The organism is Arthrobacter alpinus (assembly GCF_001294625.1).
GTDB lineage: Bacteria > Actinomycetota > Actinomycetes > Actinomycetales > Micrococcaceae > Specibacter > Specibacter alpinus_A.
Map to the genome: position 1 here is coordinate 3,261,163 of NZ_CP012677.1, position 24,359 is coordinate 3,285,521.

Here is a 24,359-nt window from a genome sequence, read left to right on the forward strand (position 1 = left end):
AGAACAGTGAACCCAGGACTCGGCCCATACCCTAGCCGCCACCCCCACCGGCGCGTAGCATCGAGGCAACAGCTTGGGTTTCACCTCCGCGTGCCGGATCCCCCACTTTCCTTGGCGCTTCCGGCGGAAATGAGGAAATCATGGGAATCAACACGGGCACGTCCGCCGCCCCGGAAACAACCGTCACCGCCGCAGACGCGCGGAACGCCGCCGAGGCAGCCCGGGAAACGGCTTGGGAGCGGCCAAGCTTTGCCAAGGGCCTGTATCTGGGCGCATTTGATGTGAGCCTGATCCACCCTCACCCGGAACCGTCGGCCGTCGAAAGTGAGCGTGGCGACGCCTTCCTAGCCGAAGTGGACGCCTACGCCAGGACCCTTGACGGCGCCCGCATTGAGCGTGAGGATCAAATCCCCGACGAGTATTTGGCCGGGCTGGCAAAGTTGGGCGTCTTCGGCATGAAGATCCCGCAGGAATATGGCGGGCTGGGCCTGAACCTGAGCTACTACGGGCGGGCCCTGGCCATCCTTGGCAGCGTACACCCGGCTTTCGGCGCCCTGGTTTCGGCCCACCAGTCCATTGGCGTCCCGGAACCGGTGAAGGTGTTTGGCACTCCGGAACAAAAGCAGCGGTACCTTCCCCGGTGCGCCGCGGGCGCAGTCACCGCATTCTTGCTGACCGAGCCCGACGTAGGCTCCGACCCCGCGCGCATGGCCTGTGCCGCCGTGCCCAGCGAAGACGGTTCCGAGTACGTCCTGGACGGTGTGAAACTGTGGACCACCAATGGTGTGATCGCCGAACTGGTGGTGGTCATGGCCGTGGTGCCCTCCCGCGGGATCGACACGCAGGGCCGCAAGACCGGCGGCATCACCGCCTTTGTGGTGGAGGCCGACTCCCCCGGCATCACGGTGGAGCACCGCAACAAGTTCATGGGCCTGCGCGGCATTGAAAACGGTGTGACACGCTTCCACCAGGTGCGGGTTCCCGCGGAGAGCCGGCTGGGGAGGGAGGGGCAGGGCCTGAAGATCGCCCTGACCACCTTGAACACCGGCCGCCTGTCCATCCCGGCCATGGCGGCCGGAGCTGGCAAGTGGTCGTTGAAGATCGCCCGTGAATGGTCCGCCGCGCGCACCCAATGGGGACTGCCGGTGGGCGAGCACCAGGCCGTGGGCAAAAAACTGGCGTTCATGGCCGCCACCACCTTCGCGTTGGAGGCGGTGTTTGAGTTGTCGGCAGCCCTGGCCGACGCCGGCATGAAGGACGTGAGGATCGAGGCGGCGCTGGCCAAACTGTGGTCCTCGGAAATGTCCTACAAGTGTGCCGACGAGCTGGTGCAGATCCGCGGCGGGCGCGGCTATGAGACCGCAGAATCCCTGGCCGCACGCGGTGAGCGTGCGGTCCCAGCGGAACAACTCCTGCGGGATTTACGCATCAACAGGATATTCGAGGGTTCCACCGAGATCATGCATCTGCTGATTGCCCGGGAGGCTGTGGACGCGCACCTGGCGGCGGCGGGAGACCTTGCCTCTACCACCGCCACTCTGCCGCAAAAGGGCAAGGCTGCCTTTTCTGCCAGCGGCTTCTATGCCAAGTGGTTGCCGCACCTGGTGGTGGGCAAGGGCCTGGACCCGCGCTCCTACAATGAGTTTGGGCCGCTCGGTAAGCATCTGCGGTTTGTGGAGCGTGAATCCCGCAAACTGGCCCGTCAAACGTTCTACGGCATGAGTCGGTGGCAGGGGCGGCTGGAATACAAGCAGGCCTTTCTCGGACGAATCGTGGACATTGGCGCTGAACTCTTCGCCATTTCCGCGTGCTGTTCCAGGGCCGAGATGCTCCGGCTCAAGGACCCCACTCAGGGAAGGGGGGCACAAAAACTGGCAAACTCCTTCGCTGACCAGTCCCGTCTGCGCGTTCAGGCCCTGTTCAACGAGCTTTGGCACAACACCGATGACGCCGACCTGACACTGTCCAAAGCCCTCCTCCAGGGCGACTTCGCCTGGCTGGAGGAGGGCATCATCGACATCTCCGAGGGCACGGGCCCGTGGATTGCCGACGCCACCCCCGGCCCGTCGCAGCAGGAGGACCAACACCGAAAGTACCGGTAAAACAAAACCGGTGGTTATGGGGTCTTGGTACCTGAGGTCTTAGCCTTCGGTCTTGACGATGTACACGTCGCACGGTGCATTGTGGGAGATGGCGTTTGCCACGGACCCCAGCACACGCTTAAGCCCCTGCATGCGTACGTTGCCAACAACGATGAGGCTGGCGCCAAGCTTGGTGGCTTCCTCCAAGATGACATCGGCGGGCTTTCCCAACGCCGAAGAGTACTCGGTCTTCACACCGCTTTTCTTCAATTCCTCCGCCACGCGCTGGGCAACGCGCTCAGCCTCGTCGGCGGTGGAGAGGAACCACTCGTCGTTGCCGATCTCAACCTTTTCGGTCCGGTCCTCACCGAACGCCGTCACCACGCGCAAGGTGGCGCCCATGGCCTTGGCCAGCTCGGCTGCAACACGGGCAGCCTTCATCGAAGTGGAGTTGCCGTCGACACCGACGATAATAAGTCCCGCCATTTTTACATCCTTAGTTGTGGTTCCTGCACGTTTGCTACTTATTTACTACCTTAGTCACAGAATCTAGCATTTCCACCGATTGGTGTGGCATCTAACCACGCCTGTTACGTGCGGGTGATTTCCGCAAATAGTTCAAGGACGTGCTGGTAGCCCTCCCCTGTTGCCCGAGTCATGCCCAACTCGCAGGTCCTGTTGCAGGAGGCATGGGCAGTGGCTCCCATGCCGGAAACCTCCTGCGCCTGCACGGCTGTGGCCGACGCCGTCAGCTCCGGGTGCAGCATTCCCCTGTCCCCGGCAAAGCCGCAGCAGCCCCACGATTCCGGGATGTGCACGGTTTTCGCCACTGCGGTCGCCACCTTCTCCAACGCCGGGTTCAGCCCCATCCGTGTTGAGGAACACGTGGGGTGCAGTGCCAGCGATTCACGGCGCACCCAACCCTCCCCCAACAAAGGCAGGAGTCGCTCAGCCGTGAACTGCACAGCATCCACCACGCGCAGCGGCTTGTTCCCCGGCAACGGCACCTGGGATTCAAGGGTGTGGAGCAGCCCCTCCGTGCAGCTTGACGCGTCGCAAATGATCTCCAGCTCGCCATCGCGGGTGGCCGAACGCAGCAATCTCAAAGTCCGCGCATGCATGTCTGCCAGCCCGGCTTCCATGCCCTTGGAGGACCAGGGCGTGCCACAACACGTACCGTCGATGCCCTCCGGCACCAGCAGCTCAATCCCGGCCCGCTCACACAACTGCTCAAAGCTGGCCTGCACACCGGGCCCGGAGACCGGGCCGAACATGGTGTTCACGCAGGCAGGAAAATACACGGCCGCCGGTTCCCCCGAAGGTGCCGGACGGCGTCGTGCCTTCCCTCCCTGAGGAAGCTCGGAGGAGTACAGCGGCAGGGTGTCCTTGCCCAGCATCTTCCGGGCCAGACTGTTCACCGGAAGGACGACGCCGGAGGGCACTTTTGCTGCCATGTTCAGTGCCAGCCCGGCCCCGTTCGTCACAGCACCCCAATGGCTGGCCGCCGCCGCCCAGACACCGTTTTCCAGCTTGCCGGCTGCGTCCGCGCGCAACGCCTTGACGAGGTTGCCGGTGTTGATGTCCACGGGGCAGGCGGTCTGGCACATGCCATCCACGGCGCAGGTGTCCACGGCGTCGTAGTTGTAGTCCTTTTCCAGGGCGTCGGCGAGCGCCAGATCACCGACGGCACGGGCCGCCTGGGTGGCGCGCAGGGTCACGATGCGTTGGCGCGGGGTCAGTGTGATGTCCTTGCTGGGGCAGACGGGTTCGCAGTAGCCGCAGGAGACGCAGCGGTCCACCTCGGCGTCCACCGCCGGCGGGGCGGCCTTGATGTGGCGTAGGTGAGCGGTGGGGTCATCATCGAGCAGGACGCCGGGATTGAGCATTCCCGGGGGATCAAAAAGAGCCTTAATCCGGCGCATGACCTCGTAGAGGCCGTCCCCGTATTGGCGCCGCACGAACGGGGCCATGACGCGCCCGGTGCCGTGTTCGGCCTTCAGCGAGCCGCCTTCTCCGAGCACCAGCTCCACCATGTCCTCGGTGAACGCGCTGTAACGCTCAAGCTCGTCCGGGCTGGCGAACTTGTCGGTGAGCATGAAGTGAATGTTGCCGTCCTTGGCGTGGCCAAAGATCACCGAATTCTCGTATTTGTACTTCTCAAACAAGGTGCCCAGTGCCAGGCAGGTGCGTGCCAGGACCGGTATCGGCACCACCACGTCCTCCAGCAGGGCGGTGGTGCCCTGGGGGCGGGCGCCGGCCACCGAGGTGTACAGGCCCTTGCGCAGGTGCCATAGCTCGGCACGGACGGTGGCGTCGGTGCTGAAGTGGGCGGGCGCATCCAATCCCAGCGTGCCGGCCAGCGCGGCAGCCTTTTCCTGCTGGTCCGCCAGCTCAGCGGCGTTGTGAGCTTGGTACTCCACCAGCAGCGCGGCATGGTTTTCCACGTGCAGGTCCCGCACGACGCCGGGAACCTGGCTCAGCCCCTGCCCCACCTTCAGCGAGAGCGCGTCCATGAGTTCGACCGTGGCCGCGCCGCTGTCCACCAGTTCGACCAGGGCGTTGTTGGCGGCCTCCAGGGTTGGGAAGACCAGCAGCCCCGAGGTGGCGTGGGCCAGGCGGGGCACCGTGCCGAACACGGCCTCGGCGACGAACCCCAGCGTCCCCTCGCTACCCACCATCAAGTGCGCCAGGATCTCCGCGGGGCTCTCGAAGTCCAGCAGCGAGTTCAGGCCGTAGCCCATGGTGTTCTTCATGGAGAACTGGTGCAAGATGGTGCGCCGGAACCCCTCATTGGCCAGGACCTGCCCGCGCAGTTCCAGGAGCCCGGTAAAGATGTCCGGTTCCAGGGCGGCCAGGCGGGCGTCGGCGTCGGGCGCCCCCGTGTCGATGATGGTCCCGCTGGGCAGCACCACGGTGAGGGATTCCAGGGTTTGGTAAGCGTTGTCGGTGATGCCGCAGGCCATGCCGGAGGAGTTGTTCGCCACCACCCCGCCGATGGTGGCAGCCGACTCACTCGCCGGATCCGGGCCAAACTTGCGCCCGTGCCGCAGCAGCCTGGCGTTGAGGTCCCGGACGGTGACCCCGGGCTGGACGCGGACGCCGCCGCCGCCGTCGAGCACCTCGATGCGCCGGAAGTTCCTGCGCACATCCACCAGCAGCCCGTCGGTGACGCCCTGTCCACTGAGGCTGGTGCCGCCGGACCGCAAGGTCAGGGGCATCCGTTGGGCAGCACAGGCAACCAGCAGCTTCGCCACCTCCTGCGCCGTGCCCGGAACCGCCACCGCTTGGGGGATCAGTAGGAAGTGGGAAGCGTCGTGGGCGTTGGCATGCAGGTCAAGGGCCCTGGTCTTCAGCTGCCCGGGCAGGGCCATGGCCGCCTGAAACTGCGCCAGGGCCTTATTTTCTTCGGTGCCCGCACCCGCTGGCTGATTGTTCGCTGCCATGCCATTTCCCTTCGTCGGCACAGTCTCCACGGCCGTCGCCACGGTCTGGACGTGCCTGTGCACCGCACCCTAGCTTCTGAACTCCCTCTGAAGTGTACGCACTGGCTTTGCGCACCTGCACGGATGTCCACCAGGAGAGCCCCATCACGTCTAGGCTAGCTGGAGAGTACTCAAGCCACCTCAAGGAGTCCCATGAACATTCCAACAGCCGATCTTTACGATGAACGTGGTGCCGAACTGGCATCGGTGTCCGTGCAGTTCAGGAACTTTGGCGCGGTTGAGTCCTTCAGCGGCCCGGCCCGCACTGTCAGCTGTTTTCAGGACAATGCGCTGCTGAAGGCCGTGTTGGGCACACCGGGAAACGGTGCGGTGTTGGTGGTCGACGGCGGCGGCTCGCTGGAGACTGCCCTAATGGGGGACATGATTGCCGCCTCCGCCGTGGAAAATGGCTGGTCGGGGGTCATCATCAACGGTGCCGTCCGCGACAGCGTGGCCTTGGGGAGCTTGGCCCTGGGCGTCAAGGCACTCGGGACCAACCCTGTGAAGAGTTCCAAAAATGGCACCGGGGAGACGGATGCGCCGCTGCACCTGGGCTCAGTGGAAATACACCCCGGGGTCATGGTTTACGCAGATTCAGATGGCATCCTCGTCGAAAGGTGAGGTGTTGCGAGAGGAACATCCATGGCTGAAAATCCCGTGCGGCGTGCCAGGCACGGATGGTCGTCATGAATCCCCCCACGAACAAAACCGCGCATCCACCCCGTTGGAGCTCCTTTTTGGCCTGAGATTCGCCATCGCCTGCGGAGTTGCTGCCGGGCTGCTCAGCTTCACTTTCTCCTGGTTTGCCGGCGCCTACGACATTCTCAACAGTGCGCTGCACAGAATTTCAGGGGTTGTCGTGGCTTACGTCCGGCAGCTTCCCGCGTTCAAGGGCTCGGTAGACGGTGAAGCGTCCGGTGTTAAACAGCTCGGCTTTGCTGTGTTCCTCGGCGGCGTGCAGTTCGAGGAGGTGGTTATCATGCCCATTGTGTCGGTGGGATTATTGACGGAGCCACCAATGCTGAATTTGACGTTGCGGCCGGCGGGGTCAGCCACAATTTCATGGGTATCTGTGCCGGACCGGGCCAGGCGGTCAAGCCCGGTGACGACGAATTTTATCCCCTTCCCGGCACGCGGCTAGGGCATCGCGCTGTGCTGTGAGGTCTTGCGCCTCGGTGGACCCGCTGGCGTAGCCGATCAATATTTTGGGCATGAAGAAGAGTGTTTCCTATGAGGCGCGCGTCACCGGTCAAGTCACCGGACAGGTCTTCTTGGACGGCATCGACCCAGGGCTCCCACCAACCCTTGTCATTTTCAGAAGCCGGCTGCACAGCCCAGAGGCTTCCGTATGGGGAACCCCTTGCGGGAAGCTCTTATGACTGATTCGGACCAGGCATTATTGCGGGCAGCACCCCTGCATCAACCCACTGGTGACGACCTCTATCCGCATTGCCTCAATGCCTAGCGCCGATCTGTCCTCACCGACTCTCAACTACCGCTTTCTAACCCAAAAGTGCGGCGCTCGAGTAGTCGTTGGGTGTGGCAAAGGCTCCTTCAGAGATGGGAGAGGATAAACCGCATTCAGCTGCCCCCTCCCATTACTTGTGGTTTAGTTGTCTAGTGAAGCCGCCGAATGAATGGCATTGGCGAGGTCGAGGGGTCGACTCCACATAGGCCAGTGCCCTGTGGGGAGATCGATGCTGTCGAGGCGTTCGAGGTTCGCGACTTCGGCAAACATGGGATGGCCTGCTTGGACCAGCTCCATCACCTGTTTGCTTGAGATCGAGCAGCACACCAGGGTGGCCGGGATGCTGCTGCGGGCCTCGTTGGTGAGCTCGACGGGCTGACGAAGCACTGGGCCGGGCTCAGGGACGGCAAAAGCCCGAAAACGTTCGAGGACCTCTGCGCTCAGACCTTCGAGACTCGCCTGTTGGGCGAGCACATCGAACGGCGGCAGCGGCAGCTCATTCACCTCAACGGAGAAATCGGGAGCGGAGACATTGCCCGCCGCCACAGGGCCGGAGTCGACCCAAATTACCCGGTGGACAAGCTCAGGGTGCCGGTCCATGACGAGGCTGACGGGGGCGTTGGCCCCGCTGTGGGCGACGAGAATCACGGGCTGATCTCCTTGTTGAGAAATGACGCCCAGGATCGCTTCCGCCTGGTCATCGAGAGTCTTCGTCGCACGTGCAGGATCGTCCGCGTCGAGACCAGGCAGTGTCATAGCGATTGCATTGGAGTGGTCGGTTTTCAAGTGCTCAAGGACTTCATCCCACGCCCAGGCCCCCAGCCAGTGGCCGGCGATGAGAATGATGCTTGGGCTGCGCTTAGTATTTGTCATGTCACAACTCTTGCAGGCCCTTCGGACAAGGGTGTGTCACTATTTATGTCATGAATTCATTTGGGCCTGAACTGTGAAGCGCGCCGAACGCCTTCATGCTCTAACTGAGATGTTGCGCCGCAGCGGCGCGCGGGGGGTGTCCGCCGAACGGTTGGCGAGTGAGTTCGAGGTATCCGTGCGCACGGTCAAGAGGGACCTCGATGCGCTAGAGAACAGCGGGGCGCTTCTATGATCGCGCCCAGGCCCTGGCGGGGGCTACGGACTAGCCGACGGCGCGTCCCTGCCGCCTGTCAGCTTGTCCCCAGCGCAGGCCGTGGCTCTCATGGCGGCCGTGTCTGCTGCCCCCGATGCCCCCTACGCAGATCTGGCAGCCGCGGGTATCCAGAAGATCCTGGACGTCCTCGATCCCAGAACCCGAGCAAGAGCTGACGAATTAGCCCAACGCGTCTGGGTTAACTCAGTTCCTTCGTCTTCGCGCGCAATAAAGTCGGCTTTGGAGGAGGCGATGGCCGAGGAGCGCCTAGTTCGCATTCGCTACACTTCTAGAGATGGCACCACGACCACCCGCGACGTCGAACCTGTGCTGTTTGCCTCGACGAACGGCCAGTGGTACCTAATTGGGTGGTGCCGACTGCGCGATGCAATGCGATGGTTTACCGTATCGCGCATCGATCGGGCCAACGTAACTAAGACGGCCTGTAGTGGCCACACCATCCACGAGGTTGGGATGCCCCCGGCGAACGCTACACCGGCGCATGGTCAGCGAGTGAATCACTGAAGTAACGCTTACTGGGACTGTTGAGCCCGCGGGCATTTGTCGGGTCACCACACGGATACGAGCCTGCTTGGGATGCTATCTCGACAGCCAGCGGAGGGCGCCCGGGAGCAGGATTGGACTGCTGCTGATATTTAGGACAGTGGGCCCTCCTAAATATCCACAGCAGTCCAATCATCATTTGGCTATGCTCGCAGCCGCCGAGAGCGTGGGCAAGGCAGTTGCCTGTTCAAGGAACCGTGCGCGGATGACAGATATCCACCTGGGTTCAAGCACCCCCGAAGCCGGCAGGGAGATACTGAGACTATTCGCTTCGGCTCGCAGACCCCGTGGTGCCCCTAATCTCCGCAATCCGGAGTCGCAGAAAAGTAACGGCCAGGATCAAGACCCAGATAACAAGTACTGCGATGACGACGAAAACCAATGAGTAGAGGCCGATAAAAAGGCCGCCCATGGCACCAAAACCATACATTTGAACCCCCAGCTTTCCAGTACCACCTGCTCGGTGGCGTTAATGAAAGAATCCGTTCGTCGAACATATAACACCACCAGTTAAGGAATCCGGAACAGGGCTTCTTTACCGTCACAACAGGCTTGCCGCCCCGCAAGGACGGTCTCGCATGGACTTCGGCAAACAGTCCCGCAAGTCGGTCCGGCAACGGCCATTGAATCACCTAAATTATCAGTGGCAGCGAGATTGATGGCGCTGTCCGCAGGGGAACCTTTACCGGGATGCGAGGCGAATACGGACCGGTGAGTGTGGGTGAAAGCTTGAGAGGGTGGAACTCTAGTGCGCCGGTCAGAGTATTGCGGTCAGTACTCCGCCGTCAGCGCGCACGGCAGTTCCGTTTGTCGCGGAGGAAAGGGGACTTGAGAGATACACGGCGAGGTTCGCGATTTCGGCGGGCTCGATAAAGCGCTCAAGGAGAGATGTCTGGTTGCCACCAATGATCATTGCTTTCATCTCATCCGCTGACATTCGCTGCGACTCAGCGATGTCATGGATGGTACCGGCAACACCGTCGGAGTAGGTGGGGCCACCGAGGATCGTGTTGACCGTCACACCGGTACCGCGGGTGAGCTTGGCGAGACCGTTGCTCAAGGCGAGCATCCCTGCTTTCGTCACGCCGTAGTGCGTCATGTCAGCGGGTACGTTTACACCTGATTCGCTGCCTACGAAAATGATCCGGCCCCAGCGCGCATCGATCATCCCGGGTAGTAGCTCTCTGGAGAGCCGGACTCCGCTCATCACGTTTACCGCGAAGTAGCAAGACCAGTCATCGTCAGATATTTCAGTGAAGGGCTTTAGCCCGAAGAGACCGACGTTATTGACAAGGATGTCGACGGCCCCGAGCGAGCTGAGTAGCCTTTGCACCGCCGAGGCGTCTGTGAAGTCCGCCGCAATGCCGGTAGCGACTCCGCCAGGCACTTCGGCTTGAAGGTTCTTCACAGATTGCTGGAGGCGGCTGGCATCGCGGCCGTTGATAACCACCTCGGCCCCCTCCTGGAGGAGAGCCTTCGCGATCGCGTACCCAATCCCTTGCGTTGAACCGCTTATAAAGGCGCGTTTGTTTGACAGCTGCATGTCCATGGTCGTTCTAGCCTCTCATTATTGCTTGCTCAGTCAAGTAAATCTAATCCCAATTGCTTGCTCAGTCAAGTAAACCGGTACCCTGTATGCATGACTGATTCCAGCGTCCCAAACCTCCTCAAGGGAGATAACCTCACGACGTGGGCAGCTCTTGCGACGGTATTGGAATGGCTGCCTGCCGCACTCGATGCGCCTTTGGTTCGTGATTTCGACGTCACACACTTCGAGTACGGCATCCTCTACGCCTTGGCTGACACGCCAAACCAGACGCTTGGGATGACCGTTCTGGCCGGCTATGCCAATAGCTCGCTTTCTAGGCTCTCTCGAGCAGTATCGCGGATTGAGGGTCGCGGTTGGGTGCAGCGCAGTCGGGACCCCTTGGATGGGCGGTCCACCCTAGCATCGCTGACCGAGGCCGGGCTAGCCATGCTCGAAAAAGCCACGCCCGTGCATTCTCGGACCGTCACGAAATTAGTCCTAGAGCCCCTCACAAACGCCCAACGAGATCAGCTGCGCGATATCAGTCTTCGAATCCAACATGCGATTCGGGAGCAGGAGAGTTGGCAGGCAACAAGCACCCACTCTTCCGACACTGATTAACGTCTTGATTTATTTGTCACGGTCACAGCCTTCCCGCAAGCCGGTCCCCCACCGGTCCAGCCCCCCACAATTCCCCGAAAAAATAGCCCGTGTGCTTCCGCGGTCGCCGGATCCCCTTAGAACCTGCCCGAGAAAAAGGCCCGGTTATGGTGCCTCAACTGCAACACATTGTCCGTCTCGTATCCCTAGGGATACGAGACGGACAATCGACTGAGGGAATGCTTCGGCAGCAACGCTCTCATTTTCGCGGCATGGTGTGGGTTCGTCCTCGGCCGGTGATTCTCGTAACCATGTCTTGAACCTGCCTGGTTGAATCAGTGTATTCATCGTTAGTTACGAGTCATCTCGGAGTGGTCTCTGACGAAACTGATGGTTACGTCCCGTGGAGTGGTGTAGTTTCCGGTTGCTGAGCATCGGATTTCTGATGTGAAGAGCCATCGTGCGATGGTCAGTGAGTACCGATCAAAGAACTCACAAAGAACGCAAACACACGATGGCTCTAGACCAGTCGGCCTTGCTTGACCTGCATGGCCAACTTAAACTCACCGATGTCTCCGACCGTATCCGCACCGCGACCGAAACACTGTACCAGCAGCTCATCGAGGCCGAGGGGACCGCGTTCATCGGTGCCGCCCCGTTCCAACGCTCCGAGGCCCGCACAATCCAGCGCAACGGGTCCCGGCCCAGGACGTTGACGACCACCGCCGGGGACCTGAACCTGAAGATCCCCGAGCTACGCAACGACTCATTCTTCCCTGCATTACTTGAGCGCCGGCGCCGCGTGGATCAGGCACTCTACGCCGTGGTGATGGAGGCCTACCTGCACGGTGTCTCCACCCGCAAGGTCGATGATCTGGTCAAGGCACTCGGGGCAGATACCGGGATTTTCCAAGTCCGAGGTGTCCCGGATCTGTGAGGGCTTGGACCATGGGGTCGGGCACAGGGTCGTGTCCCAGGCGGTCGTGGTCGCCTTCGGTGTGGCCGCTGACGGGCGACGGGAAGTCTTGGGCTTCGATGTCGGAGACAGCGAGAACGAGGGGTTCTGGGCCGCGTTTCTGCGGTCGTTAAAGGCCCGTGGACTGGACGGGGTGAAGCTGGCTATCTCCGATGCCCACAATGGCTTGAAGAAGGCCATCGGCACGGTTTTTCACGGTGCGGGCTGGCAGCGGTGCCGGGTCCATTTCATGCGTAACGTGCTCTCGATCGTGCCGAAGGGATCCCAAGACATGGTCGCCTCGATCATCCGCACCGCCTTCGCCCAGCCCGACGCTGCACACGTGAACACCCAGTTCGATGAGGTCACGCGGATGCTGGCCAAGTCCCATCCGAAGGTCGCCGCGATGCTCGGCGACGCCCGGGACGACGTGCTCGCCTTCACTGGGTTCCCGGCCAGGCACTGGCGCCAAATCTGGTCCACGAACCCCATGGAACGGGTCAACAAGGAAATCAAAAGACGCACCGACGTCGTCCGGGTCTTCCCCAACCCCGCAGCGCTCCTACGGCTCGCCGGAGCCGTCCTCGTCGAGCAACATGACGAATGGGAAGCCGGGGACCGCCGCTACCTCTTGCGAAACCTCCATGTCCGAACTCAAGGCCATGAACACGGCATCAGTCGAACCCGTGAAGGAGGCGATTTTGCTCCCAGAACTCACTGCAGCGTAATCAAAGAACTGACCCGCACGGTGTCGAGGCAAACTCCACCACTCGGCGGGACGTAACCAAACTGATCGGCCACGCGCGTGTTTCGATGAGGCAGCAGTCCATCCACCGCCGGCTGGCGGATTTCCTGGCCGTCAGCGTCTTACGCGAGGACCTGTGGTGAGAGGTATTGCAGGAGCACGTCGTCGGGTCCCGGGTCGTGGCCTTCGTATGAGCGCTGCAGGTTATCAGGCTCTGGTGTCGTTCCAGGCTGACGCAGTGCCCGCAGAGTGAAAACACGCGCTTTGCTTGCGGCGTATGCGAATAACTGCTAGTCCTAGGGTAGGTGTTTGAAGTCACAGATGGCGCATTATCGCAAGCACAAGCAGTGGCGAAAGAAGGGATCTACAAAATGGCGCGCAAAACTTCTCCTCGCGTAGACGAGCCCAAGGAAGACGAAGTTGAGGTCAGCGCCCAGAAAACTTGGGCTGCGGGCGTTCCTGGCGTTCTGCACTCGATGGGTCCGGCACTGCGGGATATGGGTGTGGACAGGAGCCGTAAGACGCTGCTGGCGATGAACCAGCGGGACGGCTTTGATTGTATGAGTTGCGCGTGGCCTGATCCTGACCACCGCTCACCTTTTGAGTTTTGTGAGAACGGGGCCAAGGCTGTCACGTGGGAAGCCACACCGATTACGGTGGACACGGACTTTTGGGCGGAACATCCGGTCAGCGAACTGCGCCAGCAGTCGGAGTACTGGCTGGGGCAACAGGGCCGACTGACCGAGCCGGTGTACAAGCCCGCAGGTGAAGACCACTACCGACCAATCAGCTGGGAGAAGGCGTTCTCGATTCTAGGCGGGAAGCTGAACAGCCTGGCATCCCCGGATGAGGCAGTCTTCTACACCAGCGGACGTACCTCCAACGAGGCGGCCTTCGCGTACCAGCTGTTCGTGCGCGCGTTCGGAACCAACAACCTGCCGGACTGCTCCAACATGTGCCATGAGTCCACGGGCTGGGCCATGGGGCAGACCTTGGGCATCGGCAAGAGCACCATCTCCTACAATGACTTTGGCAAGTCCGATCTGATCATCATCATGGGCCAGAACCCGGGCACCAACCACCCTCGGATGCTCACTGCCCTGGAAGGGGCCAAGAACAACGGTGCCGCGATTGTCGCCGTCAATCCGCTGCCCGAGGCTGGCCTGCTGCGGTACAAAAACCCTCAGGAAGTCAAGGGCATCATCGGGAACGGCACCGACATCGCGGACCAGTTCGTGCAAATACGCCTGGGCGGCGACATGGCGCTGCTGCAGGCGGTCTCCAAGCGGGTCCTTGAAGCGGAGGAAGCGAACCCGGGAACGGTGCTGGACCGGCAATTCATCCAGGATCACTGCGAAGGGTTGGGGGAACTGAAAGCGCATCTGGCCCGGCTGGATGCGGACGCGGTGCTCCAATCTACGGGACTGGCCCGGGAGGAGATCGACGAGCTGGCCGCACGCTACCTCAAGGCGGACCGGGTCATCATCACCTGGGCCATGGGCCTGACCCAGCAGAAGAAGGGTGTGGCCACCATCAAGGAGATCGTCAACTTACTGCTGCTGCGCGGAAACATCGGCAAGCCCGGCGCCGGCGCGTCCCCGATCCGCGGGCACAGTAACGTCCAGGGTGATCGCACCATGGGCATCTGGGAACAGATGCCCCCGGTGTTCCTGGACGCCATCGAGAAGGAGTTCGGCTTCAATCCGCCCCGGGAGCATGGCACCGACGCGGTCCAGACGATCCAGAAAATGCGCGACGGCGACATGAAGGTTTTCGTGGCCATGGGAGGGAATCTGGTAGCGGCCATTTCGGACACCCACGCCGCGGAGGCGGCGATGGAGAACCTGGAGATGACAGTTCAAATTTCTACCAAGCTGAACAGGTCCCACACAGTGGTTGGCCAAGAGGCCCTGATACTGCCCACCATGGGCCGAACAGAAATCGACCGGCAGGACAGCGGAGACCAGTTCGTCTCCGTGGAGGACTCTGTCTGTGCGGTACATCCGTCCTGGGGCAAGGTGGAGCCGGTGGCGCCGAACCTGCTTTCAGAGGTGGCTATCGTCTCCCGGCTGGCGCAGGCCACGGTGGGTGAGAAGGTGAATGTGGACTGGGCAGGCTTCGAGAAGAACTACGACTTGATCCGCGAGCACATCTCGCACGTGGTGGACGGCTGCGAGAACTACAACCAGCGGATCCGCCAAGAAGGCGGCTTTGTGATGGCAAACGGCCCCCGGGATTCACGCACCTTCCACACCGCCACCGGCAAGGCCATATTCACCGTCAACGACCTGGAACACGTTCAATGCCCACCGGGGCGACTGATCCTGCAAACCATGCGTTCGCACGATCAGTTCAACACCACCATCTACGGGCACAACGACCGTTACCGGGGGATCAAGAAGGGTCGCGAGGTGGTCTTCGTGAATCCTGAGGACTTGGCTGCGCTGGGCCTTGCAGACGGCCAGTACGTCGATATCCATGGTGAGTATATGGACAACAAGGAACGCGTCCTACGCAATTACCGGGTGGTGGCCTACCCCAGCGCCCGGGGCTGTGCGGCAGCGTACTACCCGGAGGCGAATGTGCTGGTTCCGCTGGAATTCGTGGCCGAAGGAAGCAACACACCAGTTTCCAAACAAGTCGTGGTCCGACTGGAACCCGCCCTCAACAACGAGGCATAGGCGAGCGCCGGGGCAGGCACCCCGAACGTGGTATTAACGGAACCGGGCAGGACCGGCGCCGCACGATTCCAAAAGGAAAACACCCGGGCCGATAGCTGGGCTCATCAACCGGGAAGTCTCTTCTGTGGCGGTGGTCAGATAACCCTTCCGCCTGCGGACGCTGGGGTGTGGCCGTTAGCTCCGGGTTGTGAACTGGACCTTGACGTGCTTGAGCTCAGTGCGTGGAAGCACGGCGGTCACGACGCCTCCGCCTGCCGGTTACTGCCGGTTACTGCCGGTGCGTGCTGGTCCCACGGATTGCCGCCCGGCCAGAGCGCCTCCCGGTACTGGTTCATGAGGATGTGGCTGACATGGTCAGCCAGCAGGCTTCGAAGCGAGGAACGCTCGGATGGAACGCGATGCCAGGTGGTTCGCACGGCCTCCCACAGCTGCGGGTAGGCAGTCGCTCCACGTACTCGATCAGCCAAACGGGCCGCGTCCATGGCGGAACTACCTTGATCGATCTGAGTGTCTTCTCGTCCAGGTCCACGAGGTTTACCGGGTCTGAGCGGTCACCGGGATTTCTCCAGAGCGTATAAGTGATGCTCGCCGTCATTTCGCTATAACCACCATCGTCCAGGCCATAGCTCAGACCCACAGCGTCCGTTTCCTCCAGCGACGGTTGGGGCATGAACCCCACCACTGGAATGGGAATGAGTTTTTGATTCTCGACCCATTCGGTACGAGGATCGGGGGCTTCTTCGGGGAGAATTCCACCCACTTCCATACCTCGACTATGGACCAAACGGGGGTGCCTGTAAATGGGATCGTGGTTCAGGCTCCGAATGTCCTGGCAAAGGTTCCTTCAGCGGGTATAGCGATCAGTATGGTTTTCCTTTCAAAGAATCTACTTCATGACCATTGTCAGCGCCGTGGTCAGTGCGCCGCCGTGGTTGTCAGTCCTGAGCACTACGAGCGGATGCTCGAGGTCCTGGAGGAAGCCGAAGATGTCGCCGCGTTCGACGAGGCGATGACAGAGGAGGGCCCTAGTATCCCTTGGGCTCAAGTGAAAGCCGATCTGGGCTGGGCATGACCTACCAAGTCCAATTGCGACCTGCCGCAGTTCGCTCGTTGAAACGAATTGACCATCAGGATGGCGACCGCATTCGTGGAGTCATCGTGCTCCTCGGGGAGGCTCCACGGCCACCAGGTGCCAAAGCCCTCCAAGGGCGTCCCGACCTCAGAGTTCGCATAGGGGACTACCGCATCGTCTACACCGTTGACGAGAACATCCTCGTTGTCGCAGTGATCACCCTCGGTCATCGCAGCAGTGATCACGAACGTTGACTGTCGGTTTCTCTTCATTGCCAGGGCGGCACAGTGGCATACTGAGCCCATGGACCGTAAGTATCTGGCTCGAGTCGGGGCAGCATTCTTGGTAGTCGGTGCCATGACCGGCTGCACCGCCGGCTCCCAATCCGGAAGCTTTGAAGTCGAAGTTCGCGCTATGGCGCCCGGGGCTCAAGGTGGTTCTTACGAGGTGAAGGTCATTGGCGCCGATGGAGACTTCGTCAATTCCCAAGAAGTCGTAGTGGGCTCCACTTACGGCATCGAAGGTATCCACTTTGGTTGGGTCTCAGTCGAGACAACGTCAGGGTGCACAGCTAAAAGAGAGCTGACCTCAGAGTCGCCCACGCTGCGAATGGTAATAGACGGGGAAAACTGCATTCTCTCCGACTAGCCCAATCGGTCACGTCATCCACGACTATCAGCGAAGACTTGCTTCTCCGAGGCGGCTGCAAGCACCATGGCGAAGAGTTTGATGGACTCCTGAACGTTCTCGCGCAGCCGATGTCCGGCGCTGCACTGCACCTGCGCCGTCACCGCGCACGTGCGGGCTAGATCAGCCGGGGAGCCTTCGCCAGGTTTGCTGCCAACTCCGCCGCGTTCTGGCGCACCACGTAGGCAGGGCGGTCGCGCTCAACACGCCAGCTTTCGGACAACGGGCCAATGTTTACCGTGTCAAAGCCAAACTCGTCGTACAGGGCGGTGACAAGGGCTGCGGCGTCCGCAAAGTCGCTGGCGGTGGCCAGCGCCCGGCGGTTTTCAGTGCCGGAGGGGGTCCCCGTGGTGGTGATGTCGGGGGCACCAATGTGGTTGAAGCCCTTGGCCACCTTCGAGTCCTTCAAATGCTCCTGCAGGAGCCCCGACGTGGTGGCTTCGCCATTGTCCAACGCCGCAACATGCCCGTCGCGCTCCCAGTAGTAGTTGTTGGTGTCGATGACCACCTTTCCTGCCAGCGGGGCGGCGGAAAGTTGCAGGTAGTTCTTGAAGGGGATGGTGACGACGGCGAAGTCGGCACCCGCTGCGGCCTCCGGCGCCGTGGCCGCCCGGGCCCCGGACCCCAGTTCCGCCACCAGTCCGCCGAGGGTTTCCGGACCCCTGGAATTGCTGATGATCACGTCATAGCCAAGCTGTACGGCCTTGCGGGCAATCTGGCTGCCAATGTGTCCTGCACCGATGATTCCAATAGTTGTCATGTCCATACAACGGCGCCTTGCCGGAAAAAATTTCGCAATCTGGCCCGCTTAGCGAAAGTTTGGTTCACCCAGCATGGGCTCCAGCTCGGCTTTCTTGTGCGCTGAAATGCGCAACAAGGTGCCGCTCGCCTCGTTGAAGAACGCCAAGGTTGTCTCGGCAATGACGCAGGTGACGCCGGTGACCGGGTCGAAGATGGCATAAGCCACCGTGAAGCTTGCCCCTTTGATAGCGCTGATCCACACCTGGATCCGGGCGGGGATGTTCCGGTAGTTCAGCGGTGTCAGGTATTTCACCCGGTGCTCAACCACCAGCGCCTGGGTGTCCTGCGGAAGATCGGCGAAGATGGGCAGGTCCACCGTGACCCCCGGCAGCCCGGTCCCGGCAGGCGGCCCAAATGCGTGCACCCGCGCTTCCTCCAGGATCCGCAGCACCTCGACGTTGTTGATGTGCCCGTACGCGTCCATGTCCCCCCAGCGCATGGGGACGTGGAGGGTGAGCCTGATGCCGCCGTCGTACCTTGGATCGCTTGCCATGGGCCAACACTAGCGCGAAGCCTCGGGCAGCTAGGTGATTGCGCGCCCCTGGCCCTACTGTGGAGCTTGCAGATTTTCCTCGACGCGGAAGATTCACCTACGCTGAAAGGACTTGCCATGATGGGACCCCACCACGCCGCCAGCGGTGCCGCCGTTTGGCTGGCGGTCACCACACGCTTTCACATTGATTCGAGCGGGGCCGCGCAGACCCTGACGTTTCTGCCACAAGGGTTCGACGTCGGACTGGGGCTTTTGCCCGTCAGCGCGGCTGGCGTGCTGGCCGGCACCATTGTTACGGCGGGTGCGGCACTGCTGCCAGACGCCGACCACCGCCACGCGACCATTGCCCATTCCCTGCCGCCGCTTTCCAACATGATGTGCATCAAGGTGGGCAAACTGTCCGGCGGGCACCGGCATGGCACGCACTCGGTCCTGGGGCTGGCCGTTTTTGTCGCGATTGCCATGCTCGCGGGCATGTGGACGGTCACCGTGGAACCGTTTGGCCTGATCTTCCCGGGCGCGGGCATCCTCTCCGTGCTGCTGGCGGCGTTTGCGGCGAAGGCGCTGAAATTCATCCCGGACACGATGCGTAAGTTCCCGTGGGTTGTGGGGCTGTCGGTGGGCGCGTTCATCACCTTCTTCGCCCCGCAGGAACAGTTTTGGTTCCCTCTGGCGGTGGCGCTGGGCGTGAGCGCCCATATTCTGGGCGACATCCTCACCACGGGTGGGTGTAATCTCGTGTGGCCGCTGAGCCTGCGCCCGTCCAAACTAGTCCGAAAGATCCCACTGCTGCGCTCGGTGTGGAAGCGCAACGGCAACCTGGCCGTGCCCATCCTTGGCAATGCAGGCTCGTGGCGCGAATGGCTGCTCTTGGTCCCGGTCAGCGCCTACGTCGTAATGGCGGCTGTGGGCACGGCCGCCACATGGTTTGAAAACGCTATGCCACGATAGCTGCCAGCAGCTCGGCCTCGGCCCGGTCGAGATACCCGGCCATCGCCTGGCCCGCCTGCACGCGGGACCCCTGCACCAGCAACGCCGTGATCGTGGCGTTTTCCAGCACGAACCTTCCATGGAAGGCGGGGTCCTTGGCCATGGCGTGGAACACCAGGCGCATTTCCGCCAGGACCTGGGCCATGAGCGCATCAAGCCGGGTGCTGCTAGCCAGGGCCACCACGAGTTTGTGGAATTCCTGGTTGGCGTTGGCCATTCCTGGCGTGTCGGCGCGGGAGCGGGCGGCGAGGCCCGCCTCAGTCACCTGCACCAGCGCCGCCAAGGCCTGCTCCGATAGCGGGTTTGGCGCCGCCAGGGCTGATGGTTCGAGCACGCGACGGACCCGGTACATTTCGCGGACATCCTCAGCCGTGGGCGCGGCGACAAACACACCACGGTTGGGAATGCGGGTAAGGATCCGTTCCGCACTCAAGGCGGTGAACGCCTCCCGCAAAGTGTTCCGGGAGACCCCCAGCAGTTGACCCAGGACTTCCTGGGAGAGTTTGGCCCCGGGGACCAGTTCGCCGTCGTTGATGCATGTGCGCAGCACCTGCGCCACCCACAACCCTGTTTGTGCCGGCTTGGCGTTGGAGCTGCCTTGCCTGTGTTTGGCAAGCTTGTGTTTGGCAAGCGCCTGGGTCAAGGTCACGCCCGGGCCAGCCATTCCCGGCGCAGGACTGCATAGTGCAGGAGTGAGACCCACTCACCCTTGGACCAGTCGGACTCCACAAACCGGGCCTCCGCCCGCATGCCCAGCCTGCCCATCAACGTGGCCGATTTCTGGTTGCGAGCATCACAGATCCCCTCCACCCGGTGCCAGCCAAAGTCGTTGAAAGCCAGCTCCAGTGCCGCCGTAGACGCCTCAAACGCGACCCCTTGTCCCTGTACTTCCGGGCCAAACACGAATCCTATCTCGCCACACTGCGAATTCTCGGCGTCCCATTTAAGCAGCACTTCACCGACCAGCTGGCCGGACTCACCATGCTCCACGGCCAGATCCAGCCATTGGCCGGGCTGGGTCAACGCCGACTGTCCAGCCATCGACTTCACCGTCAGCGCCGTGTCCTGCATGGATTGCGGCGGGTGCGGCAAGTATCTTGCCACCGCAGGCAAAGACCTGTAGCCATTGATGGCGGCTGTGTCCGCCTCGACGACCGGGCGCAGGCGCAGCCGCTGGGTGCGGATCGGGTAGTGGGGCTGTGTCATGGTGGGGGCGCCGGAATCTTCGGAAGACATAACCAGATCCTAGTGCCGGCCATACCCGACGCGCCGCACACGCCGTCGCAACCCCCTGCCCGCACACCTGAATTTTATTCGCGGGAAACGCTCAGAACCATTGGGTAACATGTCCACATGCCCGCAATCCCGTTCACACGTCGCCGCGTGGAACTCGTCCTTGTTCCCATGATGGCCGCCCTCTGCATGGCCTTTATCATCGGCGCCATCGTCACGGACAAGGACGCTGGTCCCTGCTCGCCGCCGGGCTGGCACAACCAGGTGAGCCTGACCTTGGCAGGCGATACCCGCACGGTGGCCCAATCCCGGTCGGTCACGGCCTGCTCCGGGTCTGGGTGCATACCTTTGGCGCCCACCTTCGCCAAGGACACTGTCGAATCCAATGGCAGCGCCAGTTTGCTAACGCACCAGGCGGATGGCTCCTGGCTGCTCGATGTGAGCCCCCAACCCCCCAGCATTTTCACTTTCAGAGTCTATGACCAAGCAGGGAAGTTGCTGGCCCAGCAGTCAAACACTTTAAACTGGACGCGGGTGGGGGGAAGCGAACAGTGCGGCGGGCCCATGGCCACCATGAAGATTCTGCTGCGGCTCTCCTAGTACTCCGGAACCTAGGGAACGACGGCGTTCACGGCGTGGGCGTGCCCGCCCAGTCATGGGGTGCCGGACGGCGCGTGCTGGGCAAGGCGGTGTCCATACGCCACTGGTGGATCCATTCCGGGAGCACCAGCCCAGCTGGTGGGGTACCGAATTCGGCCAGAACCTGCTCGGGGCTCACAGATGCACCCTTTGCCACAAACCTCACGGCCACCGTGGCTGTGGCATAAATTTCGCCGTCGGCCACCATCCGCTGCTCAAAATACATGGCCCTCTCATCGATGCCCGCAATGCGGGTTTCCATGCTGTACCGCTGCCACAGCTTCAGAGATTTCCGAAACGTGATGGTCTCCCTAGCCACCACCATGCTCCAGCCGCGCCGGAGCGTGCGCTGCCACGCTTTCGCTCGAAGCATCAGATCGATCCGGCCCAGGTCCATGAGCGAAAAGTACATGCCGTTGTTGATGTGCAGAGCCACATCTACGTCCGTAGGCCACACTCTCATGGGCACGGTCGACTCGGACCACAGGGAGGTCCGAGGGCGTCGCAGCGAAACAAAGATGTGAAAGAACGTGCGAATAAACAGGTGCATCCCAATATGTTACTCGCAAGTAACAAGTAGGTGATCCCTACCGCCTGTCGTCGCCCGCAGGAATCCTCAGAGTGAAAGTGCTACCCACCCCTAGCTTGCTGGCAACACTGATTGTTCCGCCGTGGCCTTCAACAATGGCCTTCGTGATGGACAAACCCAGCCCAACGCCGGGAATGCTGGAGCTGCGGGCCTCGCCTGTGCGGTAAAAGCGGGTAAAGAGCCGCGCCTGCTCCCCCTGGCTCATTCCAAGGCCGGCATCGGCCACTTCCACCACCAGGTCACCGCCGTCACGGAATCCGTGCACGTCAACCACGTTGCCGTGCACGGAGTACTTCAGGGCGTTGGAGACCAGGTTGTCCAGTGCCTGCCCCATCCGCACTGGATCAAAGGTCCCCCACAACTCCGGCTCGGCCGAGCATCTGAGGTTTATGTCCAGGTTGTGGGCCAGTGGCTGCGCGGCGGCCACCCCTGCCTCCACCACGGCTGCCAGGTTCCCGGCGACGGCGGCAATGTTCATGCCGCCGCTTGCTGAGCGCAGAAGGTCGTCGACCAGGGTCAGCAAGCGGTCAGCATTGCGTGAGGCCACCTGGAGGTAGCGCCGCACGGACCCATCCACAGACTCCTCCATGGCAAGTTCCAGGTAGCCCACGATGGAGGTCAGCGGTGTGCGCAATTCGTGGGAGACGTTGGAGACGAAACTCTCCTGGGCCTCCATGGCGAGCATGACCTCGGTGACGTTGTGGAAGACGATGACGGCACCTTGGCGACTGCCGTCATCGTCAACAATCTGCCGGGCGGAGGTTGCCATGGCCTGCTGGTGCACGCCGTCGCCGAGCCAGAACAGCTCCCCCGAATATTCTTCGCCCTTCACGGCACGCCGGACGGGACGGCTTTCAACGTCCACTGGCGTCACTTTGTCCGGGCCAAAGACGAGCAGCCCGGCCTCATCGGGATCAACGGCTCCTGCGGGTGTTGCCAGCGTATGAATGGCTTGCTGGTGCTTGTTCATGAGCACGTCATGCCCGTGCTCATCCACCACCACCACGCCTGCGGACGCTGCATTGAGAATGGTGTCCAGCTGCCGTGCCCGACGTCGACTGACGGCACCGGATTCTGCCAGCCTTCTCGCTTGCAGGTTCAGGCTCCTTGTCACGACGGTGGCTGCCGTGGCCAGTCCCAGCAGGATCAGTGGCACCAACAAAGGCTTGATCATCCCCGCCCGCGAAGGGGCCGCGCTGCCGAGAATAAACGGCGCCCAGACAATGCATAGGGGGGCCACGAAGGCGATGATGCGTGTGGCGGTGGCTGGAATGTCGGACCAGGCCAGCCACAGCACGGGAAAGACGGTCAGAAACGCCAGACCGTTCAGGGATGCCGCGGCCCCATGGAGAAGGAAAGCAATGGCGACGAAGTCAAGCAGTGGGACGGTCCAAGGCGCCCAGTGGGGCAGTTTTTCCCAGGGGGACAGCGCGGCAACAGCTGTCAGGACCACGACGAAGGTGATACCCAGCAGAACCTCCCGGTCGGCTATCAACCCGGGATCGATCATGGCCAGCAGCGCAACCAGAAGCAGACTCGTGACGGTCAGCGGAAGCTGGCTGAACAGTACACGACGGTTTTGGCGTAGCTGAAAAAATTCACCAGTGGTGCCCAGGCGCCACCGTGGAATGCCAGCTTCCTGGGAGGACCCAAGCCTCCCATTACGCCTCAAGGATTGCCGCGAGTTCCTCGCGGAGAGCGCGTGGTTTGAAAGGCTTCAAAAGGTAGGCGGTGGCCCCGGCGTCAATGCCCGCAGCAATTTCGCTTTGCCGGCCACGGGATGTCAGCATCACAATCTTGTCTTCGTTGAAGGTGCGCATTGCCCGCAGGACCTCGATTCCGTTCATGTCCGGCAGTCCCACATCCAAGGTGACCAGTTCGGGACGTTCGTTGCGGGCACACTCAAGTCCTGCGGCACCCGTGCCGGCCGACGTCACGGCAAACCCCATCTGTGAGAGGACGATCTCAAGCAGTCCGCGAATATCGTCGTCGTCTTCGACAATCAGCGCCTTTTTCCCCTTAAATTCAAGCATTGGCTAAGTATAGTGACCACCGCACCCATCCCGCGGGCCGCAGCGCTTCGGGGTTCAGGAAGCCAGGGTTCAGGAAGTCAGCGGTTCAGGAAGTACAGCACCGCCCCTGTCGCCCACGTACCGGCGGCCAGGGAGGCGAAGCCAAACTCGGCCAGCATGCCCAACCCTGTCGCTTTAAGGGCGGCCAGGGAGGAGGAAATAGCCGGCTTGAAAGCCTTCTGGCGCTGAAATTCCGAGAGAAACAGACCCGCGGCGAAGCCCAGCAACAGGCCCACCACGGGGATGACAAAGAAACCCACCACCCCCAACACGAGTCCGGCGACCACCGAGCGGCCGGGGATGGCCCGGGCCTTCATGGTCCGCCCCGTCAGCACTGCGCTGGAGAGCATGCCGGCACCAACAAATGCCACCGCTATCCCAAAGCTCACCCAGCCCACGGGCTGTCCCACCACCAGCGCCCATACCAGCACGCTGACGCCGATGAGCAGGCTGCCCGGCAGCACCGGCACGATGGTGCCGGTGACGCCGACCAGGATGGCCACTGCGCAGATGATGGTCCAGATTGTTTGTGCATCCATTGTGACCATCCTGC

General features: G+C 61.9%; 23 protein-coding genes and 2 pseudogenes. 12 read left to right on the forward strand and 13 right to left on the reverse strand.

The genetic code is table 11. The annotated features are described in order from the left end of the window. Positions 1-140 precede the first annotated feature (140 nt). Complete coding sequence (locus AOC05_RS14795) at positions 141-2,102, forward strand: acyl-CoA dehydrogenase family protein (protein WP_062007890.1); 1,962 nt, start codon at positions 141-143, stop codon at positions 2,100-2,102. Between the two features lie 39 nt (positions 2,103-2,141). Here the strand turns inward: AOC05_RS14795 and AOC05_RS14800 are convergent, their stop codons facing one another. After that, on the reverse strand, positions 2,142-2,567 hold the full coding sequence (locus AOC05_RS14800) for a universal stress protein (RefSeq protein ID WP_062007892.1): 426 nt from the start codon (positions 2,565-2,567) through the stop codon (positions 2,142-2,144). Positions 2,568-2,671: 104 nt separating this feature from the next. Further along, positions 2,672-5,524 carry an FAD-binding and (Fe-S)-binding domain-containing protein gene (locus AOC05_RS14805; protein WP_082358012.1) on the reverse strand — a complete coding sequence of 951 codons (2,853 nt, stop codon included), beginning with the start codon at positions 5,522-5,524 and terminating at the stop codon, positions 2,672-2,674. Positions 5,525-5,716: 192 nt separating this feature from the next. On the opposite strand from AOC05_RS14805, the gene rraA reads away from it, so the two are divergent. Both rraA and AOC05_RS20855 read left to right on the forward strand, forming a co-directional pair. Further along, on the forward strand, positions 5,717-6,184 hold the full coding sequence (rraA, locus tag AOC05_RS14810) for a ribonuclease E activity regulator RraA (protein ID WP_062007894.1): 468 nt from the start codon (positions 5,717-5,719) through the stop codon (positions 6,182-6,184). Continuing rightward, on the forward strand, positions 6,162-6,704 hold the full coding sequence (locus AOC05_RS20855) for a hypothetical protein (RefSeq protein WP_197277836.1): 543 nt from the start codon (positions 6,162-6,164) through the stop codon (positions 6,702-6,704). Before rraA ends, AOC05_RS20855 begins: the two co-directional genes overlap by 23 nt. Before the next feature lie 468 nt (positions 6,705-7,172). Here AOC05_RS20855 and AOC05_RS14820 read toward each other — a convergent pair whose 3' ends face one another. Next, positions 7,173-7,904 carry an alpha/beta fold hydrolase gene (locus AOC05_RS14820; RefSeq protein WP_062007898.1) on the reverse strand — a complete coding sequence of 244 codons (732 nt, stop codon included), beginning with the start codon at positions 7,902-7,904 and terminating at the stop codon, positions 7,173-7,175. 109 nt (positions 7,905-8,013) lie between these two features. Here AOC05_RS14820 and AOC05_RS14825 point away from each other — a divergent pair. Next, positions 8,014-8,682: pseudogene (locus AOC05_RS14825) on the forward strand (helix-turn-helix transcriptional regulator). A 796-nt stretch (positions 8,683-9,478) separates the two neighbouring features. Here AOC05_RS14825 and AOC05_RS14830 read toward each other — a convergent pair. Then, a complete protein-coding gene (locus AOC05_RS14830) occupies positions 9,479-10,270 on the reverse strand; it encodes an SDR family NAD(P)-dependent oxidoreductase (protein ID WP_062007900.1) in 792 nt (263 codons plus the stop codon). A gap of 90 nt (positions 10,271-10,360) precedes the next feature. Here AOC05_RS14830 and AOC05_RS14835 point away from each other — a divergent pair, with 90 nt between their 5' ends. The 3 genes and pseudogenes from AOC05_RS14835 (at position 10,361) to AOC05_RS14845 (ending at position 15,230) form a co-directional block, all read left to right on the forward strand. After that, positions 10,361-10,870 (forward strand): MarR family winged helix-turn-helix transcriptional regulator, encoded by a 510-nt coding sequence (locus tag AOC05_RS14835; protein WP_062007902.1) that lies wholly within the window; start codon positions 10,361-10,363, stop codon positions 10,868-10,870. Positions 10,871-11,363: 493 nt separating this feature from the next. Further along, positions 11,364-12,532: pseudogene (locus AOC05_RS14840) on the forward strand (IS256 family transposase). A gap of 388 nt (positions 12,533-12,920) precedes the next feature. Beyond that, positions 12,921-15,230 carry an FdhF/YdeP family oxidoreductase gene (locus tag AOC05_RS14845; protein WP_062009850.1) on the forward strand — a complete coding sequence of 770 codons (2,310 nt, stop codon included), beginning with the start codon at positions 12,921-12,923 and terminating at the stop codon, positions 15,228-15,230. Between the two features lie 236 nt (positions 15,231-15,466). Here AOC05_RS14845 and AOC05_RS20245 read toward each other — a convergent pair whose 3' ends face one another. After that, positions 15,467-15,712, reverse strand: a complete 246-nt coding sequence (locus AOC05_RS20245) for a hypothetical protein (protein WP_062007904.1) — start codon at positions 15,710-15,712, stop codon at positions 15,467-15,469. Between the two features lie 383 nt (positions 15,713-16,095). Between AOC05_RS20245 and AOC05_RS14855 the strand changes: the two genes are divergently transcribed. The 3 genes from AOC05_RS14855 to AOC05_RS14865 are packed head-to-tail and all read left to right on the forward strand — an operon-like array spanning position 16,096 to position 16,950. Beyond that, on the forward strand, positions 16,096-16,302 hold the full coding sequence (locus AOC05_RS14855) for a hypothetical protein (protein WP_062009852.1): 207 nt from the start codon (positions 16,096-16,098) through the stop codon (positions 16,300-16,302). Continuing rightward, positions 16,299-16,556: a type II toxin-antitoxin system RelE family toxin gene (locus AOC05_RS19070; RefSeq protein WP_082358013.1), complete on the forward strand. Its 258-nt coding sequence runs from the start codon at positions 16,299-16,301 to the stop codon at positions 16,554-16,556. The genes AOC05_RS14855 and AOC05_RS19070 overlap by 4 nt, the downstream gene beginning before the upstream one ends. Positions 16,557-16,605: 49 nt before the next feature. Then, positions 16,606-16,950: a hypothetical protein gene (locus AOC05_RS14865; RefSeq protein ID WP_062007908.1), complete on the forward strand. Its 345-nt coding sequence runs from the start codon at positions 16,606-16,608 to the stop codon at positions 16,948-16,950. A 157-nt stretch (positions 16,951-17,107) separates the two neighbouring features. Here the strand turns inward: AOC05_RS14865 and AOC05_RS14870 are convergent, their stop codons facing one another. Then, the gene (locus tag AOC05_RS14870; RefSeq protein ID WP_062009854.1) at positions 17,108-17,749 is read right to left on the reverse strand and encodes an NADPH-dependent F420 reductase; all 642 of its coding nucleotides are present in this window, start codon (positions 17,747-17,749) and stop codon (positions 17,108-17,110) included. A 48-nt stretch (positions 17,750-17,797) separates the two neighbouring features. Then, the gene (locus AOC05_RS14875; protein WP_062007910.1) at positions 17,798-18,283 is read right to left on the reverse strand and encodes an acyl-CoA thioesterase; all 486 of its coding nucleotides are present in this window, start codon (positions 18,281-18,283) and stop codon (positions 17,798-17,800) included. Between the two features lie 117 nt (positions 18,284-18,400). Between AOC05_RS14875 and AOC05_RS14880 the strand changes: the two genes are divergently transcribed. Further along, positions 18,401-19,234, forward strand: coding sequence for a metal-dependent hydrolase (locus tag AOC05_RS14880; protein WP_062007912.1), 834 nt, complete (start codon positions 18,401-18,403; stop codon positions 19,232-19,234). On the opposite strand, the gene AOC05_RS14885 is transcribed toward AOC05_RS14880, so the two are convergent. Both AOC05_RS14885 and AOC05_RS14890 read right to left on the reverse strand, forming a co-directional pair. Continuing rightward, a complete protein-coding gene (locus AOC05_RS14885; protein WP_335337598.1) occupies positions 19,221-19,922 on the reverse strand; it encodes a GntR family transcriptional regulator in 702 nt (233 codons plus the stop codon). The genes AOC05_RS14880 and AOC05_RS14885 overlap by 14 nt on opposite strands. Continuing rightward, entirely contained in the window at positions 19,919-20,509 is a 591-nt protein-coding gene (locus AOC05_RS14890; RefSeq protein WP_062007914.1) for a GNAT family N-acetyltransferase, read from the reverse strand. The genes AOC05_RS14885 and AOC05_RS14890 overlap by 4 nt, the downstream gene beginning before the upstream one ends. Positions 20,510-20,626: 117 nt before the next feature. Between AOC05_RS14890 and AOC05_RS14895 the strand changes: the two genes are divergently transcribed. Next, complete coding sequence (locus AOC05_RS14895; RefSeq protein WP_062007916.1) at positions 20,627-21,106, forward strand: hypothetical protein; 480 nt, start codon at positions 20,627-20,629, stop codon at positions 21,104-21,106. Positions 21,107-21,134: 28 nt separating this feature from the next. On the opposite strand, the gene AOC05_RS14900 is transcribed toward AOC05_RS14895, so the two are convergent. The 4 genes from AOC05_RS14900 to AOC05_RS14915 all read right to left on the reverse strand — a co-directional run bounded on the left by AOC05_RS14900 (position 21,135) and on the right by AOC05_RS14915 (position 24,345). Next, complete coding sequence (locus tag AOC05_RS14900; RefSeq protein ID WP_062007918.1) at positions 21,135-21,695, reverse strand: acyl-CoA thioesterase; 561 nt, start codon at positions 21,693-21,695, stop codon at positions 21,135-21,137. 37 nt (positions 21,696-21,732) lie between these two features. Beyond that, positions 21,733-23,406, reverse strand: coding sequence for a sensor histidine kinase (locus AOC05_RS14905; RefSeq protein ID WP_062007920.1), 1,674 nt, complete (start codon positions 23,404-23,406; stop codon positions 21,733-21,735). After that, a complete protein-coding gene (locus AOC05_RS14910) occupies positions 23,396-23,767 on the reverse strand; it encodes a response regulator transcription factor (protein WP_062007922.1) in 372 nt (123 codons plus the stop codon). The genes AOC05_RS14905 and AOC05_RS14910 overlap by 11 nt, the downstream gene beginning before the upstream one ends. 77 nt (positions 23,768-23,844) lie before the next feature. Then, on the reverse strand, positions 23,845-24,345 hold the full coding sequence (locus tag AOC05_RS14915; protein ID WP_062007924.1) for a DUF456 domain-containing protein: 501 nt from the start codon (positions 24,343-24,345) through the stop codon (positions 23,845-23,847). Positions 24,346-24,359: the final 14 nt, after the last annotated feature.

Coding starts and splice junctions, on each gene's coding strand:
- AOC05_RS20855 (WP_197277836.1), top strand. CDS start 6,162: ATGGCATCCTCGTCGAAAGGTGAGGTGTTGCGAGAGGAACATCCATGG.
- AOC05_RS14830 (WP_062007900.1), bottom strand. CDS start 10,270: ATGGACATGCAGCTGTCAAACAAACGCGCCTTTATAAGCGGTTCAACG.
- AOC05_RS14845 (WP_062009850.1), top strand. CDS start 12,921: ATGGCGCGCAAAACTTCTCCTCGCGTAGACGAGCCCAAGGAAGACGAA.
- AOC05_RS14795 (WP_062007890.1), top strand. CDS start 141: ATGGGAATCAACACGGGCACGTCCGCCGCCCCGGAAACAACCGTCACC.
- AOC05_RS14805 (WP_082358012.1), bottom strand. CDS start 5,524: ATGGCAGCGAACAATCAGCCAGCGGGTGCGGGCACCGAAGAAAATAAG.
- AOC05_RS14865 (WP_062007908.1), top strand. CDS start 16,606: ATGGACCGTAAGTATCTGGCTCGAGTCGGGGCAGCATTCTTGGTAGTC.
- AOC05_RS14875 (WP_062007910.1), bottom strand. CDS start 18,283: ATGGCAAGCGATCCAAGGTACGACGGCGGCATCAGGCTCACCCTCCAC.
- AOC05_RS20245 (WP_062007904.1), bottom strand. CDS start 15,712: ATGGACGCGGCCCGTTTGGCTGATCGAGTACGTGGAGCGACTGCCTAC.
- AOC05_RS14915 (WP_062007924.1), bottom strand. CDS start 24,345: ATGGATGCACAAACAATCTGGACCATCATCTGCGCAGTGGCCATCCTG.
- AOC05_RS14890 (WP_062007914.1), bottom strand. CDS start 20,509: ATGTCTTCCGAAGATTCCGGCGCCCCCACCATGACACAGCCCCACTAC.
- AOC05_RS14820 (WP_062007898.1), bottom strand. CDS start 7,904: ATGACAAATACTAAGCGCAGCCCAAGCATCATTCTCATCGCCGGCCAC.
- rraA (WP_062007894.1), top strand. CDS start 5,717: ATGAACATTCCAACAGCCGATCTTTACGATGAACGTGGTGCCGAACTG.
- AOC05_RS14800 (WP_062007892.1), bottom strand. CDS start 2,567: ATGGCGGGACTTATTATCGTCGGTGTCGACGGCAACTCCACTTCGATG.
- AOC05_RS14895 (WP_062007916.1), top strand. CDS start 20,627: ATGCCCGCAATCCCGTTCACACGTCGCCGCGTGGAACTCGTCCTTGTT.
- AOC05_RS19070 (WP_082358013.1), top strand. CDS start 16,299: ATGACCTACCAAGTCCAATTGCGACCTGCCGCAGTTCGCTCGTTGAAA.
- AOC05_RS14910 (WP_062007922.1), bottom strand. CDS start 23,767: ATGCTTGAATTTAAGGGGAAAAAGGCGCTGATTGTCGAAGACGACGAC.
- AOC05_RS14855 (WP_062009852.1), top strand. CDS start 16,096: ATGGTTTTCCTTTCAAAGAATCTACTTCATGACCATTGTCAGCGCCGT.
- AOC05_RS14870 (WP_062009854.1), bottom strand. CDS start 17,749: ATGACAACTATTGGAATCATCGGTGCAGGACACATTGGCAGCCAGATT.
- AOC05_RS14835 (WP_062007902.1), top strand. CDS start 10,361: ATGACTGATTCCAGCGTCCCAAACCTCCTCAAGGGAGATAACCTCACG.
- AOC05_RS14880 (WP_062007912.1), top strand. CDS start 18,401: ATGATGGGACCCCACCACGCCGCCAGCGGTGCCGCCGTTTGGCTGGCG.
- AOC05_RS14900 (WP_062007918.1), bottom strand. CDS start 21,695: ATGCACCTGTTTATTCGCACGTTCTTTCACATCTTTGTTTCGCTGCGA.